Raw genomic sequence first — 19035 nt, 5'->3', positions numbered from 1 at the left:
TTTTTGCTGTTATTTAAAAATTATAAATAATTGAATATCAATTATGTAAATGTTTTTGTTTAACAATACAATTTTTTTAAGAAACACTTTTAGAGATGTATGTTTTTTATAGTGGTAGCATTTGTGATATCCGCAATTAATTCAGTTATTTTTAACAAAACATTAAAAAATTCTTTCTACAGTTGTTGATTTGATAATTATAGAATCAATAGAATTTTTAAAATTCATTTAAACATATTTAAATAATGAAGAAATTAATTCTCGGGTTTATAGTAATCCTTATTACAAACTCAGTTTTTACACAAACTGAGAAAATATCCATCGTTAGTGATACTTCTGGAAAAAAATTAGTTGTCAATGGAAAAGAATTTATCGTCAATGGTATCAATTGGGATTATGTTCCAATAGGTAACGGAATTCTTGATAAAGGTATATGGAATCAGTCAGATGATATTATCAAAGCTGCATTGGATTCTGAAATGGCACTATTTAAAAACATGGGTGTTAATGCCATTCGTACTTATGGTTTGGAGCCTAGATGGATAACGTACATTTATGAGAATTATGGGATTTACACAATGTTAAATACCCAATTCGGTGCTTATGGTTTGACAATTAACGGAGCATGGACACCACAAACCGACTACACCGACTCTGAAACAAGAAAAGTTCTTATGAAAGAGGTTACCGATATGGCAAAAAAGTACAAGAATACTCCTGGGCTATTAATATACATGATTGGTAACGAAAATAATTATCACCTATCATGGACAGGTGCTGAAACTGAAGCGATTCCTATCGATGGAGTTGATCCAGGTATAAGATTAGCAGCTGAGGGATTATACAAAGCAGTCAATGATGCAGCGATAGAAATAAAAGCAATAGACAACTCTGTTCCGGTTGCTATTTGTAATGGTGATTTACTATACCTTGACATTGTTAAAGAGTACTGTAAAGATGTTGATATATATGGTACAAATATGTATAGAGGTATTTCATTTAGTGATGCGTTTCAAAGAGTGAATGATGAATTGGATAAACCTATTCTTTTTGCTGAATTTGGAGCGGATGCATTTAATGCAATAGATAACAAAGAAGACCAATTTAGTCAAGCTTACTATAACATTGGTAATTGGAAAGAGATCTATCAAAATGCAGCAGGATTGGGTAAGACAGGAAACTCAATAGGTGGTTTCACTTTTCAGTCAAGCGATGGTTGGTGGAAATGGAATCAAACAAAAGACTTCGACGTTCATAATACAACGGCTACTTGGCCAAATGGAGGTTATGAGAGAGATTTAGCTCCTGGTGGTAATAATATGAATGAAGAGTGGTTTGGTATTTGTGCAAAAGGGCCAACAAATGAAAGAGGTCTTTACGACTTATATCCTCGTGCTGTGTATTATGCTTTAAAAGAAGCGCATCAGTTAAACCCTTATGATGAAGGAGTTGATTCTGATTTTGTTGAGAACTATTTCAGTAATATTAATTTAATGGATGCTGTTTTAAAGGCAAGAGGAGACAAAGCGGCTTTGGGGTCACAAGATGGTGGTAAATTAAGTATAAGCCAATTAAGTGCCAGATTTTCAACATTTAGTACTGGTGGTAGTCTAATTACAACACCAGATAGTCCTGACCCAGCTTCTAATGCATTTCCAAATCAATTAGGTTTTGATCATATGCAATCTTATTTCATTGGAGTTCAAGGAAAGCCTTCATCTAACATGCGTGCTAATGTAAACTTTAATATTACTGGTAATGTTGCTCAAAACCCAATAGATGAGATTTTTTATGAAAACAGAGCAAGACCTATTACTGTTGAAGGTGCAAATGGAGAGGATATTATTATAAATGATAACAATAGAGTTCAAGTTTACAATGCTGAATTTGAGTGGAACGCTAAGGACTTTGATTTAAGAGGATTTTATAGAACAGGTCATTATCATTGGGGATATGAAGGAGACTTTTTTGGATTATATCCAGAAGCTAATTATGGACCTAATTTAGATATTTACGGTGGTGAGATATTAGGTGCCGAAATTGATGGTAAAGGAGCTTTCAAAGGTTTAAAAGCTGCAATTGGACCACAACTTTGGTGGGGTGCAAACCCTACAATGTTATTCAAATATTCTAAAAACTATAAAGGGTATGATATAACAGGTATTTATCATAGAGATTTTGAAACAGAAATTCAGATTGACCCTGATACTGGTCAACGTGTATTAGATGCAAACCAAGTACGAAGTGGTATTATCCCAGCTTTTCCTACTGAGAGAGCAACAGTTGCTGTAGAAAAAGACTATGGTAAATTCAATGTTATGGTCGGTGGTATATGGGCAGGAAGCCCATTAAATGGTGTTGGTTTTCAAGACACTAGAGGAACCTCAGGTAACTATGTAGTATATAATGATAAAGTTCAATCTAGCGATAATTGGGGTGGAAAGTTTAAGGTCATGTATCAAGGCGGTCGTTTTAATTGGTACGGCCAAGGTGCTTATATGGGCTTAGTTGCCAATGGTGGTGCTGATCAAACTCAAACATTTACTGGTTGGAGATTAAAAGACTCAGGTAGCGGGAACCAAGTTAACCTATTATCAGGATTTACATATACAATGGGAGACTTCCAGATAGCTCCAAATTTTATGTTCCAAAAGCCTTTGGTGGCTCAGATGCCTAATGACGTTCAAGGACCAGGAAGATTAAGAAATGTTATTGATGACCCTTTTGCAGTTAGAAACGGTAATAGAGAAACTTATGGGTATGAAATGTTAGTGACATACGATCCAACACCAGGAACATGGATGTATGAATGGAATAATGACCGTGCTGAAGATGCTGAATTTGCAGCAAATTTAGGATTTACATATCGTCGTCTTCCTACTACAACTGATGCACACATTGGATTTCTAGCAAACAGACAGTTTTTTGCTTTTCCTCAATCAGCACCAGCTGAAGATTTATGGGAGATTAACTCAAGAATGGTTTCAAAACTAAATAACGATTTAGGTATAATAGGAAACTTCTATTATGGTAACGGACAAGCAAACGGAGATAGTGATAGATTGATTAAACGCTTTGGAGGAGATGTAAGGGTTATTTATAAAAAAATGATGCTTCAAACACATGTTAAGGTAAATGATTGGGGACCATTCGATTATCATAGAGACTTTAACCTCACATTCCCTTTACAGCTTATGGTAGATATTTCAACTAGCCTAGGAAAACCAGATTGGTTTATTCTGCCAAGTACAAGAATTGGAATAAGAGGTACATGGAGATCATTAAATGAATTCTCACCTCGCTTTGGACCTAATTTTGTTGCGCCAAACACATTCCCGCCAGTACCACCTATTAGTAACGTTGGTTTTGATAATGGTCAAGAATGGGAAATTAGAACTTATGTACATATTAATATTGGAAAATAATTTTTAAGATGAAAAAAATTAATACATATAAAGTATTTACAATTCTAGCTTTTACTTTTGTGATGCTAGGATGTGAGAGAGGATTGTCAGACGATGTTGAATTTGCTTCATTTCCTGCTACAGGAGATATATTTACAGATGCACCCGTAGGTCTTACAGACGAATTTTTTGTTTCTTTTGATCCAGCTGCTGGCGCTAATCCTCAAGGCTTTGGTACTGACGAAAATGAAGCTTTTGAAGGTAACTCTTCAATACGAATAGATGTGCCTGCACCAAACGACCCAAATGGCGGTTTTATTGGAGGTATTTTTCTAGATCGAGGAACAGGAAGAGATTTAAGTGGGTTTGATGCGTTAACATTTTATGCTAAAGCTTCGACAACTGCTACTGTAGGCTTATTTGGATTTGGTACTGATTTTGAAGAAAATAAGTATAGCGTTGGTAAATCAGATACGCAACTTTCTACTGACTGGAGAAAATATACAATTCCAATTCCAGACCCATCAAAATTAATACAAGAAAAGGGAGTGTTTATTTTTTCTGCAGGAACTAACAGTACTAATGGATTTGGTTTTACATTTTGGATTGATGAGTTAAGATTCGAAAATCTTGGAACGATTGCTCAACCAAGACCAAGAATTTTTGATGGTCAAGATATAGTTCAACAAGCTTTTACGGATACAACAATAGAAATTACAGGCCTTACACAAACGTTTAACGTAGAAGATGGTAGCAACATAACGGTCGGAGCATCTCCTTCTTATTTTGATTTTGAGTCTTCAAATATAGATGTTGCTATTGTTAATGAACTTGGAGAGATTTCTATTATTGGCGAAGGTTCTGCAACAATCACTGCACAACTAAATGGAGTTTTAGCCGAAGGTTCATTAGAGATAACAACTAGCGGGCCATTTCAATTTGCACCTGTACCAACCCAAGATGCTTCATCAGTGGTTTCTTTGTTCAGTGATGCATACACTGATATTCCAGTCTCTAGATATAATTCATTTTTTGAGCCTTTTCAGACGACACTAGGTGGAGTTTTGCCTGTTGCTAATCAATCAATAATCAGCTACACAAATTTAAATTTTGTTGGTATAGTTTTTAACGATGTAATATTCCCAGCAGAAGCAGTGCCTCCAGTTAACGCTACAAATTTAACGACATTGCATATAGATATAAATGTTCAGGAAGCGTTGCAATCAGGAGATAGACTATTATTAGAACTTACTAATTATGGCGCTACGGAAACAGTTGGCTCCTTCTTAATAAATGGAAGCGAACTAGCTCAAGATACTTGGGTAAGCTTTGATATCCCATTATCTAGTTTTTCAGGATTGAGTGATTTATCTAGAATAGGACTACTATTATTTAATTCTGAGAGTGGACCAGCAAATCCAACGATATCAAATCTTTTCGTAGACAATATTTATTTCTATTAAAGGTATCAATGACATATATTTTATAAAGTAATATGAAAATGAAGATTATGAAAACAACAAAAAAACTAACCTTAGGGAATGTACTTCTCGGTATTTTTTTAATAGCTTCTACAGTAAGCTGTAATACAGACGAAACACAAACCGTTGCAACTTTTAGTAATTTAGTTTTTGAAGACAACTTCGATAAGGATGGTGTGATAGACACAGACATATGGAATTTCGATATTGGTGACGGTACAGCACAAGGAATACCAGGTTGGGGAAATAATGAATTACAATATTATACTGATAGGCCTGAAAATGCCACTGTAGAAAACGGGTATCTACTAATAACACCTAGACAAGAAGAGTTCAATGGTGCACAGTATACTTCAGCAAGACTGCAAACAAAAAATAATGTTCAACAACAATATGGACGCTTTGAGGCTCGCATACGTTTACCTTATGGACAAGGAATGTGGCCGGCATTTTGGTTGTTAGGAGAAGATAGTGATGGTTCAATTTGGCCGCAAATTGGTGAAATTGATATTATGGAAAATGTAGGTGACGAACCAACTAAAATATTTGGTACTGTTCATGGACCAAGTTATTCAGGAGCAGAGTCTGTATCAAAAAGCTATACTTTAGAAAATACAAGAGTAGACACAGAGTTTCATGTATACGGCATTGAGTGGGGTCCAGACTATATTAACTTCTATATTGACGATGTATTATATAATCAGATTACTCCAGAAGATATAGATGAGGAAACAAATGGGGAAGGCGAATGGGTGTTTAATGATAGACCATTCTATATCATATTAAACGTAGCAGTTGGAGGTAACTTGCCAGGACCACCAAACGCAGAAACAGAATTTCCACAAACCATGCTCGTAGATTACGTTCGAGTTTACAAACAATAATAAATCATGCAATACAATAATATTATGAAAAAAATAACGAAAGGAATAAAGTTGCTGTCAGTCTTGTTTTTGGCTTTAGCATATTTAGGTTGTGATGAAGACGATGCAGTCTTACCACAGATTAATGCAGAGTTCACTCAAACAATTAATCAAGATACTGGTGTTGTATCATTTATTAACACATCTACCAATGCAGATAACTATACTTGGGATTTAGGAGATGGAACAACATCAACAGAAGTAAATCCTATAAAGGTATATACATCGGGTACATATACTGTAGTTTTAGAAGCAACAAATGTTGCAGGAGCTTCTGATACTTTTGAGGACACTTTTACTATCGCTATACCTGAAGAAGTAGGTTTCCCTATTTCTTTTGATAATCCATTAGTAGATTATGGAGCAACTGTATTTGGTGGAACAGCATTTCAAATAGTTGAAAATCCAGATGCTTCAGGAGCAAATCCAACGGTTTCAAATGTTGGAGAAATTGTAAATAGTGGCGCAACTTTTGAAGGCTTCTTTTTTGATTTAGGTGTAGACCTTGACTTATCTGTAGACAAAACAGTGAAAATACTTTTCTGGTCTACTTCTCCAATTGATATTCTATTAAAGTTAGAAAATGGAACAGCTGCAGATACAGAAATTTTAGCTAGTCATGGTGGTACAGGATGGGAAGAACTTTATTTTACCTTTGACTCAGCAGCTAGCTATTCTACAGTAACATTTTTTGTTGATGGTCCAGGTACTACAGCAGGAACATTTTACATAGATGACATTTCTCAAATTAACACAGCTGATATCCCATGTACAGATACAGACTTAGAATTCCCAATGGATTTTGATTGTGAAACAATTGATTATGCAGCAAAAATAGTAGGTAATGTTAGTTTTACAGTTGTTGATAATCCTGAATTATCTGGTATCAATGCAGATGCAACAAAAGTAGGTCAAATCACCAATGGTGGCGACAATTTTGAAAATGCATTTTTTAATTTAGATGTTCCAATTGATTTTTCTACAGACCAAGGTGTTAGCGTAAAAATATTTTCAAATCAAGCGCTTCCAATTTTATTAAAGTTTGAAGATGGTACAGAAGCTGATGTTGAAGATAATCAAATGCACATGGGTACTGGTTGGGAAGAGTTGACATTTACTCTAAACTCTACTGGTTCTTATAATGATATGGTGCTATTTGTAGCATTTAATCAAACTGATGCTGGAACTTTTTATGTTGATGATTTTGCACAAGTTTCTGGTAATACTGGTCCAGCTTGTACACCTGAAACTACAGAGTCAATAGCAGCAGCGGATTTAAACATTACATTCCAAACAGATTCACCTACAGTAATTGAAGATAATGTAGCTTTCTCTTATATTGACAATCCAGATGCTTCTGGAGCAAACATGTCTTGTAGAGTTGGTCAAGTCACAAGATTTAATAATTCGCCTTTTGATAATCTTCAAATAGATTTAGCTGATAAATTAGATTTTAATACTTCTGAAGGTATGAAAATGAAGGTTTGGTCACCAGTTGCAAATACACCTGTTCTTTTAAAATTAGAAGAAATAGGAAACTCAGGAAATTTTGTTGAAATATTACAAACTACTGGTGCTGCAAACACATGGACAGAACTAACATATGACTTCCCAGCAACAGCAACTCCTCAGTTCAACAAAATGGTTATCTTCTTCAACTTTAATGTTGGTGATGCTAGTACATATTTTGTTGACGACATTATGGTTTATGGCGCTGGAGGTGGCGGTGGAGGAAACTGTGTTCCTGAAACTACAGAGTCCATTGCAGCAGCAGATTTAAATATCACATTCCAGACTGATACTCCTGCTTTAATTGGAGACAATACTGGTGTGTCTTATATCGATAATCCTGATTTTGCAGGTTCTGTAAATAGCTCATGTAGAGTTGCAGAGGTTATAAGATTCAATGCTTCTCCATTTGACAATGTACAAATTGATTTAACGGATAAGCTAGACTTCAATACTTCAGAAGGTATGAAAATGAAAGTTTGGTCGCCAGTAGCTAACACACCAGTTTTATTAAAACTAGAAGAAATAGGTAATGCTGGAAATTTTGTTGAAATTTTGCAAACAACAGGTGCTGCAAATACATGGACAGAATTAACTTATGATTTTGCTCCAACTGCAACACCACAATTTAATAAGCTTGTGATTTTCTTCAACTTTAATGTTGCAGATGGTAGTACATATTATTTTGATGACTTAATGGTTTACGGTACACCTGGAGGTGGCGGTGGCGGAACTGGTGGTGGTTGTACTACTGGTGCAGTTCCAGCAACAGCTTTCCCAGTGACTTTTGAAGATTGTGAGTCATTTACAAGTACGTTTTCTAGCACAGGAGCAGGAATGGCAACTAGCCTAACAGATAACCCAGATGCCTCAGGTTTAAATACGTCTGATTTTGTATTACGAGTAGATAAATCTGCAGGGATAAATCGTTGGGGCGGAATTCAAAATGCATTTCCAAGTAATTTTGATGGTACAGGAACATTCAAATTCTTAGTATATACTAATGAAGCAAATGTGGTTATGCGTTTTGAAATTAATAGTGATCCACAAGATCCTAACTCTGGTAATCCTGGCCCTCAGTTTGCAACAATTACTAACGCAAATACATGGACTGAAGTTGAGATTACTTTTACTGGAATACCGCCAAGTAATACAGGTGTAAATCAATTGGTAATTAAGCCAGATAACCCTGACGGTACTGATACAGAAGTTACAACAACAGATAAAGTGTTTTACTTCGATAATATCCGTTTAGAATAAATTAAATACATAAATAGAAAGGCTAACTATTACTATTCTAAGAGTTAGCCTTTTGTTATAAAATAATGTTACTTAACATTAATCGTATAATGACTAACACTGTTTTAGCAGAAAAAGAGCAAACCTTGAATTTTACCAATAATATAGAACTTAAAACAATTGTTATAGATAATGAAAATTATTTCAAAATCTCTAACAGCGACAAGATGCGTCCGTTTTTTATGAGTATCGTTAGCGACTCTAACCACTGGATGTTTATATCTAGTAATGGAGGTCTAACCGCGGGACGAAAAAATTCTGAATTTGCTTTATTCCCATATTATACAGACGATAAAATAACAGAATCTGCAGATATTACAGGTAATAAATCTGTTTTTAAAATCACAAAAGATGGTCAAGTATACATGTGGGAGCCATTAGCCATACGGTCACTAGGCAAGTATAATACAACCCAAAATCTTTACAAAAGCCGATATGGTAATAAGGTGATTTTTGAGGAAATTAATCATGACTTAGGTTTAACTTTTAGATATCAATGGAGTTCTTCAAATCAATTTGGATTTATAAAAAAATCTAAATTAATTAATACATCAGAAACTCCTGTAAAGGTTACATTACTTGACGGGATTCAGAATATTGTTCCTGCAAGTATTGGCAGTGATATACAAAATTCTGCAAGTAATTTGGTCGATGCATACAAGCGTAATGAATTACATGAGCCTACCGGGATGGGAATTTTTGCACTTAGTGCAATTCTTGTAGATAAAGCAGAGGCTAGTGAAGCATTAAAGGCCAATGTAGTTTGGTCTTTGGGCTTTGAGAATCCAACATATTTGTTGTCGTCATTACAATTAGATAATTTCAGGTCGCGTAAGTCTATTTCTCAAGAACTAGATATAAAAGCTGAAAAAGGAGCATATTTTGTTTCAACTGAAATAGAACTATCGGCGCAAACTTCAAAGCAATGGATGATAGTTGCTGATGTTAATAAAAACCATTCAGATATTGCTTATTTAGCAAAACAGATAAAAGAAGATAATTCTTTAATTGATAAAGTCAACCAAAACATTAGCGAAGGAACCAAGCGACTTGTAAAATTGAATGCTGCCTCAGACGGTATTCAAGTTTCTGCAGATAGTTTAAGAGATACCCGCCATTTTGCTAATACACTATTTAATATAATGCGTGGAGGTATTTTTGATAATGGTTATCAAATAGAAAAATGGGATTTTAAAAACTATCTAAGTAATGCAAATAAGAAAGTTGCAAGGACATCCGAGTCAGTTCTAGAAAATCTGCCTGAAGTATTTTCTTTAGCTGATATACAAACCATAGCTTACAATAGTGAAGACAAAAATTTTAGACGCCTATGTCTTGAATATATGCCACTAAAGTTTAGTCGTCGTCACGGCGACCCAAGTAGACCATGGAACAAATTTTCTATTAATACAAGAAGCGAAATTGATGGGTCAAAAATATTAGATTACGAAGGTAATTGGAGAGACATATTTCAAAACTGGGAAGCTTTAGCGCATTCTTATCCTCAGTTTATAGAGAGTATGATTCATAAATTCCTAAATGCTACGACATTCGACGGTTACAATCCTTACAGAGTAACAAAAGGTGGTTTTGATTGGGAAACTATCGAACCAGATGACCCTTGGTCATATATTGGTTATTGGGGCGATCACCAAATTATATATCTACTTAAGTTTTTAGAATTTATAAATAATCATCAGCCAGGTAAATTAGAAGGTTTCTTTTCCAAAGACTTATTTGTCTATGCTAATGTGCCATACAAAATAAAGTCTTACAAAGATTTACTTAAAGACCCTAAAGATACTATTGTTTTTGATGAAGCATTAGACCATAAGATTAATGAAGAACGTCAGCAACTTGGTGCAGACGGTGCTTTACTTAGAGACGAAAACAGATTTATTATTAAAGCTAATTTTGTCGAGAAAATATTAGCAACATCATTAGCTAAATTATCAAACTTCATACCTGAAGGTGGTATATGGATGAATACCCAGCGACCAGAATGGAATGATGCTAATAATGCATTGGTAGGTAATGGTGTCTCTATGGTTACACTTTATTACTTAAGAAGATTCTTTAATTTCTTTGAAGAACTACTTGCTACTACAAATATTAAAGATGTACAAGTTTCTAACGAAATATTTGATTTTTTCAATGGCGTATTAAATACTTTTGAAAATCACAAATCATTATTAGGAGATGCAATTAACGATTCTGACAAAAAGCTAATTTTAGATAGTTTAGGTAAAGCAGGTAGTCAGTTTAGAGATAATATATACAATAATGCATTCTCAGGAAGAAAAACAACACTTTCAATAGATAGACTAAAGGATTTTGTTACGATTAGTAAATCTTATTTAGAGCATTCTATAAGAGCTAATAAGCGTTCGGATAATCTATATCATGCTTATAATTTAATGACAGTAAATGAAGATAATTCTGTTTCTATTTCTTATTTAAGTGAGATGTTAGAAGGTCAGGTTGCTGTTTTAAGTTCAGGGTATTTAAATGCTAATGAGACACTTGATGTTTTAAATGCGCTTAAACAGAGTAAACTTTTTAGACAAGATCAGTATAGTTATTTGCTTTATCCAAATAAAGAGCTAAAAGGGTTTTTAGATAGAAATACAATTCCCGAAGAAGCTATACAATCTTCAAGGTTATTACAAGAGTTATTACAAGATAAAAATGCTCAAATAGTAGAGCAAGATGTTAATGGAGAATATCATTTTAATGGAAATTTCAAAAATGCAGGTGATTTATCGGATGCATTAGAAAAACTTTCTGAAACCAAGTATAGTGAGTATTTAGAGTCAGATACACCGAAAGTATTGCAGACTTTTGAAGATGTTTTTAACCATAAAGCATTTACTGGACGATCAGGAACATTTTACGGTTATGAAGGTTTAGGTTCTATATATTGGCATATGGTGTCTAAGTTGTTATTAGCTGTTCAGGAATGCTGTGTAGATGCTGTTAATGCAGCAGAAAATGAAGTAGTCATAGGACAATTATTAGAGCACTTTTACGAGATTAACGAGGGAATCGGAGTTCACAAATCGCCTGAGTTATATGGTGCTTTTCCAACAGATCCTTATTCTCATACACCTGGCGGAAAAGGAGCACAACAACCAGGAATGACCGGTCAGGTAAAGGAAGACATTTTAAGTCGTTTCGGAGAACTAGGAGTTTTTGTTGAAGAAGGTAGGTTAACTTTTAATCCTTGTCTCTTACGAAAAGAAGAATTTTTACAAGCAGATAAAGAAACCAAATATGTCAACATTGATGGGGAATTTACAGATTTGAAGTTAGTTAAAGGCAGCCTAGCTTTCACTTATTGTCAAGTACCTGTTGTCTATCATATTTCAACGAATAACAGCATCGAAGTTACTATGACTGATGAGTCAAAAAGTACTTTTGAAGGATTACAGTTGGATGTAAAACTCAGTGATTCATTATTTTCTAGAACAGGAGCTATTCGTAGAATAGATGTGCATATCAATTCAGCAATATTAAAATAATTTTTATGAAGACGAATTATAACATAGCAATTTGTATACTATTTTCAATATTCGTCATGGCCTGTAATCAAAAGAAAAAAGAAACAATAATGCAGACACAGAAGCAAGTGACAGCAAAAGACATACTAGGAAATCCAGATTATCAGGCTATTTCTTACGGAGGTTATAGAAAAAAATCTAGAGATAGTCAACCAACTATTCCTCAATTAAAAGAGGATATGAAGATTCTCTCTGCCATGGGTATTAAAGTTATACGAACTTATAATGTACAATCAAAACTACCTCACGCTTCAAACATCTTAAAGGCTATTACAGAGTTAAAGAACGAGGACGAAAATTTTGAAATGTATGTGATGTTAGGAGCATGGATTGATTGCTTAAACGCTTGGACAGATAAAGTGCCAAATCATGATGTAGAGAGTCCAAACAATGCCAGTGAAATAGCTAGAGCAGTTGATTTAGCTAATCAATATCCAGAGATTGTAAAAGTTATCGCAGTTGGTAATGAAGCCATGGTAAAATGGGCAACAAGTTACTATGTCCAGCCTGATGTAATCCTAAAATGGGTAAATCATTTACAGGATTTAAAAACAGAAGGTAAACTTTCCAAAGAATTGTGGATCACCAGTTCGGATGATTTTGCATCTTGGGGTGGCGGAGAAGATAAATACCATGTAAAAGCTTTAGAGGATTTAGTTAAGGCGGTCGATTACATTTCAATGCATACTTATCCATATCATAATACACATTATAATCCTGAGTTTTGGCATGTTCCAAATGCTCATAAAGGTATGCCAGATACTACCAAGATTGAGATGGCTATGGAGCGAGCGATTAAATTTTCTCAAAAACAATACGATAGTGTAACGAATTACATGAAGAGTCTAGGTGTTAAAAAACCTATTCATATCGGAGAAACAGGTTGGGCTTCAGTTTCTAGTGGACAATATGGTAATAATGGGTCTAGAGCAACAGATGAGTATAAGCAAGGCTTATTTCATCAGCAAATGAGAGCATGGACAAATAGAGCTGGTATATCTTGTTTTTATTTTGAAGCTTTTAATGAGCAATGGAAAGACGCTGCGCATCCTAATGGGTCAGAAAATCATTTTGGATTATTCACTATTGATGGAAAAGCTAAATACCCTATTTGGGATTTAGTTGATGAAGGTGTTTTTGATGGTTTAACTCGAGACGGGAATACGATTAGAAAAACCTACAATGGCAATAAAGTAGATTTAATGAAAGATGTTCTAGTGCCTCCATCAAAAGATGAGGTTATGGCTACGCATTAATAAAAACTATTTAAGATGAAATCAGTAACGTATTATAGCATTTGTTTTTTAGTATTAATAATGAGTTGTGAAAGTAATAATAATGAATTGAAGGTAAATATTTATGAAACTTCAAAAAGCGGTAATCAACTAACTGAGATTACTGATTTCAAAGAAACTACAAATAAGGACATAGATACTGTAAGTATTGATACAACTAAAAGATTACAGAAGATAACGGGATTTGGTGGTGCTTTTACCGAGTCATCAGCTTATTTACTTAATAGACTTAGTAAAAAGAATAGAGATACAATTATAAATGCATATTTCGGTAGAGAAGGTGCCAATTATTCGTTAACCAGAACACATATGAATTCCTGTGATTTTTCACTATCTCAGTATTCATACTCTCCAGTAGTAGATGACGTCAACTTAGAGCATTTTACCATAAAAGATGATATGGACGATTTGATTCCTATGATTAAAGATGCTATGCAAACTTCTGAAGATGGATTTAAAATTTTTGCGTCACCTTGGACAGCTGCGCCATGGATGAAAGATAATAATGAATGGGTTGGAGGTAAACTACTACCTAAATACTACAACACTTGGGCACTTTTCTTTTCTAAGTATATAGATGCCTATAAGGAGCAAGGTATTGATATTTGGGGCCTCACTGTAGAAAATGAACCACATGGCAACGGTAATAATTGGGAAAGTATGCACTATACACCTGATGAGATGACCAATTTTGTTATGAATCACCTAGGGCCAAAGTTAGAATCTGATGGACATGGCGATAAAATTATTTTAGGTTATGATCAAAACCGAGCTGGATTAAAAGAGTGGGTTGATTCTATGTATAAGGATGAAGAAACATCAAAGTATTTTGACGGAACAGCAATTCATTGGTACGAAAGTACATACGAAGTTTTCCCTGAAGAATTACAATATGCTCATAACAAAGCACCAAATAAATTTCTTATTGAAACTGAAGGTTGTGTAGATTCTGAAGTACCTGCTTGGAAAGATGATAATTGGTATTGGAGCAAAGAAGCAACAGATTGGGGTTGGGATTGGGCCTCTGAAGAAGAAAAATATTTACACCCTAAATATGCTCCTGTAAATAGATACGCCAGAGATATTATTGGTTGTATGAATAATTGGGTAGACGGTTGGGTCGACTGGAATATGGTTTTAGATCGCCAAGGTGGACCAAACTGGTTCAAAAATTGGTGTGCAGCACCAGTGATTGTAGATCCAGATGCCGACGAGATTTATTTCACGCCACTGTATTATGTTATGGCACATTTTAGTAAATATATTCGCCCTGGTGCTGAGGTCTTAGGTGTTGAAAATGGTAATAAAGACCTTCAAATTACTGCGGCCCAAAATCCTGACGGTACAATTGCAGTTGTTGTTTTTAATGAAGGCGAAACTGAACAAAATTTTAATCTTTCTTTAAACGAAAAATCTATTGATATTCACATAAATGCGCAAGCATTACAAACTATAATTATTAACTAAATAATCTAGATTAATATGCCAACTATTGAAAAAGTTTCGAGGAATAAGGTTCCTTTTGGTCAAAAAGCAGCTTTTGGTGCAGGACATTTTGTACTTAACCTTTTACCAGGTGTACTTGGTGTCTATCTTCAAGTTTTTATTTTAACTGCCTTTGGTATGGATCCTGTTTGGGCAGGTCTTTTAGGTGGTTTACCTAGAATATTTGATGCTTTGACTGATCCAGTAATGGGGTTCATATCTGATAATACTAACTCACGATATGGAAGACGAAGACCCTATATATTTGCTGGTGCTATAATCAGTGGGATACTTTTTATCTTAATGTGGCAGCTAGACGAAAATGCATCACAGACATTCAACTTCTGGTATGTAATGATTCTCCAGATTTTATTCTTGGTAGGTAACACCATGTTTGCTACACCGCTTGTAGGTTTAGGATATGAGATGACATCTGACTACAATGAAAGAACTAGATTGATGAGTTTAGCAAATAGTATGGGGCAAATTGCTTGGATGATTGTGCCTTGGTTATATGTAATTATCCCTGATGTTAATACATTTGACAACCCAGCTGAAGGAGTCAGAACCATGGCTGTTATTGTTGGTGTAGTCTGTATAGTATTTGGAGTTTTACCGGCTTTTTTCTGTAGAGGTATAGATTCGGCAAATATGGAAAATCGACAGGTGATAAATTTTAAAACGCTTTCTTCTAATATGAAAGAGTTATTTAGAGGTATAAAACAAGTATCAAAGAATAAGCCGTTCATGAAATTATGTGGAGCGACCTTTTTGGTCTTTAATGGTTTTCAGTTAGTGGCAGCTTTTTCAGTTTTTATTATTGTTTTTTATATGAATAGTGGTAGTTGGGAACAGGCAGGTACTTGGCCAGCTTGGTTTAATACATTAAATGCAATTATTACTGCATTTATTGTTATTCCTATTATTTCTAAAATGGCAACAAAATGGGGTAAAAGAAAAGCATTCTTAATCTCTACAGCTTTATCTATTATTGGTTATGTATTAAAATGGTGGGGCTTTGATATAGAACTTAACGAAAGTTTCAATCAAACTGATATTGGTCAATCTATGACTAGTGGAGTAGCCTCTTTATTTGAGTTTTTAAACCCATATTTAGAAAGTGCAGGTATGTCGTGGTTTAGTATAGATACTAGTAATGGAATTCCTTGGTTAATCTTTTTACCTATTCCATTTTTTGCTTTTGGTATGGGAGGCTTATTTACCCTTATGATGAGTATGACAGCTGATGTCTGTGATTTAGATGAATTAGAGAACGGTATGCCTCGTAAAGAAGGTACTTTCGGTGCAATCTACTGGTGGATGGTAAAATTAGGTCAAGCCATAGCAATCATATTGAGTGGTGTTATACTTAAAATTGTTGGTTTTGATCAAAATATAACCGAACAAGCAATGGAAACTATGACTTCTCTTAGAATTGCTGATATTGTAGTACCTGCAGTTACCGCTGGTTTAGCAATGCTGGTTATGTGGAAGTATAGCTTGAATGAAAAGCGAGCAAAAGAAATCAAAGAAATATTAGTAGAACGAAGAGGCGAGTTATAAAGCTAAAAATATAAATAACAAAATGTCATACAGAGAAGAATCCTATTATAAATCAAATTACAGTCAAATTAATACTCAGGGTATTGATGCTTCAAAATATTCCATTGAAGAATTAAAGGTAATGTGGCGAAAGGCCATAGAACATGGAATGCATGGTATTTGTTTTAGTATGTACGAAGATGGTCAAGTACCAGGTGACGAAATAAGTATTGGTCAAGTCGAGCGTCGTGTAAAAATATTAAAGCCTTTTGTAAAAGGAATTCGCTCTTTTTCTTGTATTGAAGGTAATGAGCACATTCCTGTGGTTGCAAAAAAGCATGGCTTAAAGACTCTTGTTGGTGCTTGGTTAAGTGACGATAAAGAAGATAATGAAAAGGAAATTGAAGGTTTAATAGCTTTAGCAAAAGCAGGACATGTAGATGTAGCTGCAGTCGGAAACGAAGTGTTATACCGCGATGATTTATCATTAGAAGAATTACTAGGTTATATAAAAAGAGTAAAAGAAGCACTCTCAGGATTAGATATTCCTGTTGGATATGTAGATGCCTATTACGAGTTTTCTAGACATCCAGAATTAGTTGAACATTCTGATGTAATATTAGCTAACTTATATCCATATTGGGAAGGATGCCCTATTGAGTATGCTTTGGGTCATATGCAAGCTATGTATGGTCAAGTTGTAGATGCTGCTCAAGGAAAACCTATAATAATTACAGAAACTGGATGGCCAAGTCAAGGCGGAAATCTTAAAGGCGCTTTTGCTGGAGAGGAAGCCGCGATGAAATATTTTATAGACACTATTCGCTGGACAGAAGAAAATGATATACCAATTTTCTACTTCTCATCTTTTGACGAATCTTGGAAAACTGGTGATGAAGGAGACGTAGGTGCATTTTGGGGATTATGGGATAAAAACGAGAATTTGAAATTTTAAATGCTTGTAATTTCGATAATTGATAAAATATTAACATAATATTGAGAATTGTATAGGTAGTGTTGTGGTGCAATACAACTTATTTAATAAAAAAAAATCAATAACTTTACAACTTAGTAATAACTTAAATTCTAAACTATGAAAAAAATTACATTTATTCTCTCATTACTGATCACATCGATTAGTTTTTCCCAAGAGTTTCCATTAGACTTTGAAGATGCAGCTGATAATGCATGGGGTGTCTTTAACGGTGCAGCTTCTTCAGTTATTGACGATGGTTCTGGAACTAACAACGTGTTTCAACTCGTAAGTAATGGAGCCGATTTTGACGGAACTTTCCTAGCTCTAGCTGTGGCAGTAGATTTGTCAGATGCTTCAAACAATACAATATCATTAACAGTGGATCCACAAGACGCCCTTGGTGCAGCTGAGGAAAGAACTCACTTACTGAAATTTGAAGGAGGAGTTGGTGGACCTGTAGTTGCAGAATTATATTTCAATACCGTTGGGCCTGACGAGCAAACAGTACTTGTTAATTTCCCTGCTGGACTTGGGACTTTTGCAACTATTGTTATTTTTGCTGATTCTGGTGTTGGTAATACTGCTCTTGGCACATACTGGTTTGATGATATAACTGTTGTTGCTGACCCTGCTGCTACGTGTACAGATGGAATACAGAATGGTACAGAAACGGGTGTAGATTGTGGAGGTACTTGTCCAAATGTATGTCCTCAACCACCAACTACAATAGTTGCTGCTCCTGCTAGACCATTATTAGATGTTTTATCGGTATTTGGTCCTGCTTACTTAGATGTACCACCTTCTGGTGTGCAGCAATTTGGGGGTGCGACGTTTGTAAATTACACCGCAGTCACAACGGATGACGCAAGAGAATTGACAACACCATCTCCAGGTGATGGTGCTCAGTATCAATATTTTTTTGGTACAGATACAGGTTTAGATTTAACTAACTTTACCACTGTACATTTAGACTCGTGGGTTTTAGACGCCGGTGCGGCGGACTCTGTTATTAGGATTATACTTCAACAATTTGATCCTGTTTCAGGAGCTTTTCAGCATAATTTAGAAGCCACAATAGATGTAAACACTCCAGGTGTTGAAACTTGGAACACTGTAGACATAGATTTGGCTAGTTTTTCTAACCCTACTTTAGCAAAAAATAATATACAACAAATTCAAATAGTTGCTCAGGGTGCTGCTTTTGGACCTACTTATCTTACAAATTTTTATTTCCATAAAGGCACAGTACTTGGCGCGGATGATTTTTCAATCAACGATTTGAAAGTATCACCAAATCCTTCAAATGACGTATGGAACATTGAATCTTCAAATATATCTATTGATACTATAGAAATATATGACCTTCTTGGAAAAAGAGTTTTAAATCTTAGCCCAAATAGCCAACAAGTAACAATTGATGCTTCAAATTTAGGTACAGGTATTTACTTAGCTAAGTTATACTCTAATGGTGCTACTAAGACAATTAAATTGGTAAAAAATTAATCTTCATTAATCTTTACATATAACAAAAGCCACACTATATTAGTGTGGCTTTTTAATT

At 34.7% G+C, this 19035-nt stretch carries 10 protein-coding genes; all 10 read left to right on the top strand.

The features are described from left to right. Positions 1-245 precede the first annotated feature (245 nt). The 10 genes from BTO05_RS07015 to BTO05_RS06970 all read left to right on the top strand — a co-directional run bounded on the left by BTO05_RS07015 (position 246) and on the right by BTO05_RS06970 (position 18977). Positions 246-3425, top strand: a complete 3180-nt coding sequence (locus BTO05_RS07015; protein ID WP_087491975.1) for a glycoside hydrolase family 2 TIM barrel-domain containing protein — start codon at positions 246-248, stop codon at positions 3423-3425. 8 nt (positions 3426-3433) lie between these two features. Further along, the gene (locus BTO05_RS07010) at positions 3434-4867 is read left to right on the top strand and encodes a carbohydrate-binding protein (RefSeq protein ID WP_087491974.1); all 1434 of its coding nucleotides are present in this window, start codon (positions 3434-3436) and stop codon (positions 4865-4867) included. A gap of 47 nt (positions 4868-4914) precedes the next feature. Further along, on the top strand, positions 4915-5769 hold the full coding sequence (locus BTO05_RS07005) for a family 16 glycosylhydrolase (RefSeq protein WP_087491973.1): 855 nt from the start codon (positions 4915-4917) through the stop codon (positions 5767-5769). Positions 5770-5793: 24 nt separating this feature from the next. After that, on the top strand, positions 5794-8577 hold the full coding sequence (locus tag BTO05_RS07000) for a PKD domain-containing protein (RefSeq protein WP_087491972.1): 2784 nt from the start codon (positions 5794-5796) through the stop codon (positions 8575-8577). Between the two features lie 89 nt (positions 8578-8666). Beyond that, positions 8667-12137 (top strand): hypothetical protein, encoded by a 3471-nt coding sequence (locus BTO05_RS06995; protein WP_087491971.1) that lies wholly within the window; start codon positions 8667-8669, stop codon positions 12135-12137. A gap of 5 nt (positions 12138-12142) precedes the next feature. Then, entirely contained in the window at positions 12143-13432 is a 1290-nt protein-coding gene (locus tag BTO05_RS06990) for a glycosyl hydrolase family 17 protein (RefSeq protein ID WP_087491970.1), read from the top strand. A gap of 15 nt (positions 13433-13447) precedes the next feature. Beyond that, positions 13448-14938, top strand: coding sequence for a glycoside hydrolase family 30 protein (locus tag BTO05_RS06985; RefSeq protein WP_087491969.1), 1491 nt, complete (start codon positions 13448-13450; stop codon positions 14936-14938). A 15-nt stretch (positions 14939-14953) separates the two neighbouring features. Then, positions 14954-16519, top strand: coding sequence for an MFS transporter (locus BTO05_RS06980; RefSeq protein ID WP_087491968.1), 1566 nt, complete (start codon positions 14954-14956; stop codon positions 16517-16519). A gap of 22 nt (positions 16520-16541) precedes the next feature. Then, positions 16542-17453: a glycosyl hydrolase family 17 protein gene (locus BTO05_RS06975; protein WP_087491967.1), complete on the top strand. Its 912-nt coding sequence runs from the start codon at positions 16542-16544 to the stop codon at positions 17451-17453. Positions 17454-17591: 138 nt separating this feature from the next. Continuing rightward, positions 17592-18977, top strand: a complete 1386-nt coding sequence (locus BTO05_RS06970) for a T9SS type A sorting domain-containing protein (protein ID WP_087491966.1) — start codon at positions 17592-17594, stop codon at positions 18975-18977. Positions 18978-19035 lie beyond the last annotated feature (58 nt).

It is taken from the genome of Winogradskyella sp. PC-19 (assembly GCF_002163855.1).
In the GTDB taxonomy this organism is placed as follows: domain Bacteria; phylum Bacteroidota; class Bacteroidia; order Flavobacteriales; family Flavobacteriaceae; genus Winogradskyella.
Note: the sequence above shows the minus strand (reverse complement) of the source record. Positions and strands in the feature narration are given on the sequence as shown.